Annotated in this window: 3 protein-coding genes and 1 pseudogene; 3 read left to right on the top strand and 1 reads right to left on the bottom strand. The window is 69.1% G+C overall.

Annotated elements, in window-relative coordinates:
* Positions 1-575: 575 nt before the first annotated feature.
* From VGP60_RS22450 to VGP60_RS22460, 3 genes and pseudogenes are all read left to right on the top strand, one after another.
* Positions 576-1139: an alpha/beta hydrolase gene (locus tag VGP60_RS22450; protein ID WP_327550026.1), complete on the top strand. Its 564-nt coding sequence runs from the start codon at positions 576-578 to the stop codon at positions 1137-1139.
* A gap of 104 nt (positions 1140-1243) precedes the next feature.
* The gene (locus VGP60_RS22455; protein WP_327550027.1) at positions 1244-2146 is read left to right on the top strand and encodes an NAD(P)H-binding protein; all 903 of its coding nucleotides are present in this window, start codon (positions 1244-1246) and stop codon (positions 2144-2146) included.
* A 237-nt stretch (positions 2147-2383) separates the two neighbouring features.
* Positions 2384-2653 (top strand): annotated as a pseudogene (locus tag VGP60_RS22460) (tyrosine-type recombinase/integrase); the annotation flags it as partial.
* Between the two features lie 527 nt (positions 2654-3180).
* Here VGP60_RS22460 and VGP60_RS22465 read toward each other — a convergent pair.
* A complete protein-coding gene (locus VGP60_RS22465) occupies positions 3181-3981 on the bottom strand; it encodes a glucose 1-dehydrogenase (RefSeq protein WP_327550028.1) in 801 nt (266 codons plus the stop codon).
* Positions 3982-4225: the final 244 nt, after the last annotated feature.

Raw genomic sequence — 4225 nt, forward strand, 5'->3', positions numbered from 1 at the left:
CTGGGCGGAGAAGTCGTATCCCACCCTCAGCTACTTCCACGAGGCGGAGCGGGGCGGCCACTTCGCGGCGTGGGAGGAGCCGGAGCTGTTCGCGGCGGAGCTGCGGGCCGCGTTCCGACCGCTGCGCGCACCCCAGATCCCCGAGCCGCGCAGCTGAGCACACGGTCGGTCCCGCCACCGGCGAAACCGGCCGCATCGCCGTGCTGCCGCGCGCGACGCCGGCCGCGCGCGGCCTTCGCCCCGTCCGCGCAAGAAATCACTGGCCATCGCGTCCGACTGGCGTCCCGCCGCATCGCGGCGTCGGAGGCGACGGCCCGTCGACAGAACACCATCATGAGCCGGTCTTCCACCCTGCTGCCCCCTCCCGAGGGCCCGGCGCGCCTCCGGCGCCCCGCATCTGCCCGCCGGGTTCCCTGACACCTTCACCAACCGCCACGTCGACACCGGCGAGCTGCGCCTGCGTGCGGTCGTCGGTGGCGACGGTCCCGCCCTTCCCACTAGACGGTGGCGGAGCAGGCCGGCACGGAGCTGCCGACATGAGCGCGGACAACCAGACACGGAAGGAGCTGCCATGAGTGCCTCGGTCACCGCAGCAATCCGACCGCAGTTTCCGGATGATCGACGGAATACAGATCCGGTATGCCGACAGCGGCGGACCTCACGAGCCGGTGCTGCTGCTGACCAGCCCATGGCCGGAGAGCCTGTACGCGTTCGCGCGGATGTGGAACACGCTCGCCGAGCACACGCGCCTCTTCGCCGTCGACCTGCCGGGCTTCGGCGCATCCGAGCGTCGAGACGAACTATTGTCTCCCCGGGCAATGGGAGAGTTCCTCGCACAGCTCATCGAAGAAGTTGACCTCGGCCGCCCTGTTCGCGGCGGCGGCACACCGTCAGCTGTTCGCCGGCGTCATCGTCGGCACCGGCGGCGCCGCGGTCCCGCTCGCGCCGCGGTGACCCACGCCGCCCGCGCCGGCACCGCCGGCGGGCTCAACAACGTCCTGCTCGCCGCGGCCGCGTTCGCCGCGCTCGGCGCGATAGCTGGCTTCGCCGTCGGACCCGACCCAGCCAGGCAGCCACCGCCCAGCCCCGCCCCCGGCGAACTGTCCGCCGAGTCGCCCCCCGCCCAGCACCAGGCCTAGCGACCGGCCGGTCCCGAAACAGCGGCAGCATGAAGCGTCCCGGATTTGGCAGAGGCTTCGACAGCGCAAGGAGATATCCCACTACTACGAAGGAGATTCACTCAATGGTTGCCAACAACCTTGTTCTCATCCCCGGTGCCCGCGGCGTGGGCCGTGCGGTCTTCGAGCACTTGAGTGCTCAGGATGTGCCGGTGCGATTCATGGTCCGTCACGAGGACGAGCGTGCAGCTGAGGTGAAAGGGCTCGGCGCGGAGGTCGTCATCGGGGACCTGACCCGGCCCGAAACCGTGGCGGCCGCGCTGCAGGGCGTGTCTCGGATGTTTTTCGCGATGGCCGTATCCCCGGACCACCTGCTGGCGGCGACCGTGGTGGCCTCCGTTGCGAAGGAGTACGGAAAGCTGGAGGCCCTGGTCGACCTGTCGCAGATGACGGTGTCGCAGATGACCGCCACCAGCACCGAGGAGTCGCACCAGCAGCGGCTGCACTGGCTGGCGGAGCAAGTACTGAATTGGTCCGGCCTCCCCGTAGTGCACATCCGTCCGACCGTGTTCCTCGACACTCCGCTGTTCACCACGATGGCAGCGCGGTCGATACAGGAAAACGGCACGATCGCGCTGCCGTTCGGCACCGGACGCACCTCGCCGGTCGCCGTGGACGACGTAGCCCGGGTCGTCGCCACCGTGCTCCGGGACCCGGCTCCCCACATCGGACACGTCTACGAGCTGACCGGGCCGCACTCGGTCACCATGACGGAGCTGGCTGCGGCCTTCTCCCGTGCGCTGGATCGGCCAGTGTCCTATGTGGACGTGCCGCTGGACCGGTGGCAGGCCGGGCTCTCCAGGATGGGCCTTCCGCCGCACACCGAACAGCACGTCGCCACCATGGCCCGGCTGCACCGGGACAACCGCTACGACCGCACGACCGACGGCGTCGAGCACTTGACAGGCATCCCGCCCCAGTCGATCGAAGCGTTCGTGGCCGCCCGCAGGGACCTCTACCTGGGCTGAGCCCACCGTCGCCGAGAGTGCCACCGAAGTCGACTACGGCACGGTCGAGTACGGCACGCCGAAGACCCACCAACAACGGACCGTGCCCATCCCCGCGGTCCTCCTGGAGCCACTGTCACGGCGATGTACGGGCGAGGGCCCGGACGACTTCGTCCTGACCTCGCGGGGTGATGCGGTGCTGCGCTCGGGCAACTTCCGGCGGCGGGTGTTCGACCCCGCGGTTCGAGCGGCCGGACTGGAGGACCTAGGCCGCACGACCGCCGGCACACCGCCGCCAGCCTCCTGGTGGCCAGCGGCGCGAACGTCAAAGCGGTTCAACGGATGCTCGGGCACGCCTCCGCCGCGATGACCCTGGACGTCTACTCCGGGCTCTTCGATGACGACGTCGGTGGGCTCGCCGATCACATGAACGCCGCGCACGACGCCCACGCTGCTTCGCGAAGTGTGGGCGCCGTGTGGGCGCGAGAGCCGATCGTCAAGATCACTGATCAGGACACAAGGCTTTGAACTGCACTTATATCGGTGGGGCGGGTGGGGCTCGAACCCACGACCCAGGGGTTATGAGTCGGGCGGCCCTCGTGTCGGCGGCGATCCGTCGTGATCAGTCGCGACCGTCCCTGCACGTCAGGCGCCTATGGCAGTTCGCGCCCGTCCGCCACTTGCCCTCGGTCGCTCGCGCGTTCGCGCCCACGTTGTGCACACCGGACGTCAATCGCCGCGCGTGCCGTTGACTCATCTGTGGCCACCACGGTCATCACTCGACACGGGGTGGGGTGTGAATCCTTCCCGGCTGTGTAGCAGCGTTTCTGGAGCGGTCGGGTCGGGACTACGCCGGACAGGGCGACACTTCGGCGCACACCGCTGGTGGCGGCTCAGCCGGTGGACGAAAGGGCGCGCCCACCGGCTGAGGCTGGCGGGACATCGTGCGGATGACCTGGTCCATACCGGGACCGGTCAGACCGAGTACCGGCAGGGCGTCTCCCCGCCGTCGACCTTGATCAGGTCGCCGTAGATGTAGTGGAAACAACCTTCCTTCAAGGTGCGGTGAAGCCGCCGTCGACGGTGAGCATGGAGCCAGTCGCCCAGCGAGCGTCGCTGCTGGCGAGGAAGAGTGTCGCCTTCGCCACGTCCTCGGCTGTGCCGAGCTCCGGCCACGGCGACTTCTCGTGCAGCGCCTTGTTCAGCTCTGGGTCCTCGAGGAACGGCCGGACCATCGCGGTGGCCAGGAACCCCGGGCAGACGGCGTTGACGTTGATACGTTCGGGGGCGAAGTCGACGGCCAGCTGGCGGGTGAGGTTGACCACCGCGCCCTTCGCGGCGCAGTACCCCGGTTCGGCGGCGAGCCCGACCAGGCCGCCGATGGAGGCGATGTTGACCACGCGGCCGCGGGAACCGTCCACCGGCTCCTGAGTCAGCATCTGCCGGATCGCGAACTTGCAGCCGAGCCACACGCTCTTGGCGTTCACCGCCATCGTGCGGTCGTACTCGTCCTCGGTCTCGTCGACGATGGTGTGCAGGCTGGTGAAGATGCCGGCGTTGTTCACCATGACGTCGAGCCGGCCGAAGCTGCTGACCGCAAAGTTGATCAAGTTCTCCATCGCGGCGAAGTCGGCGGCGTTGGTCTCGACATACTCGGCCTTGCCGCCGTTGGCGCGGATGACCTCGTCGGTGGGCGTGAGGATGTCGCTCTCGTAGCCGCCCTCGCGGGCGTCGCGGCGGATGTCGGAGCAGACCACGGAGGCGCCCTCGGTGGCGAGGGCAAGGGCGATCGCGCGGCCGTTGCCGGAGCTGGATCCGGTGACGACGGCGACCTTGTCGAGCAGCTTGTTGGCCATGTCGGTTCCTCGTTTCGGTGTGGGGTGTGCCGACATGAACGCGTCAGGCCCCGCGGATCACCGCAAGCGCCCCGGCGGGCCAGGCGCGGAGGTCGGCGCGAAAGCGGTCAGCGGGTGAGGTGCTCGACAAACCAGTCGCGGGTGGCCGGGCCGGAGACGTCGAAGCCGTCGACGTAGGCGTCGAAGTGCCCACCGGGGAGGATGGTCAGCTTCTTCGGCTCCCGCGCCTTCTCATACGCGGCGA

It is taken from the genome of Amycolatopsis sp. (assembly GCF_036008905.1).
Lineage (GTDB): Bacteria > Actinomycetota > Actinomycetes > Mycobacteriales > Pseudonocardiaceae > Amycolatopsis.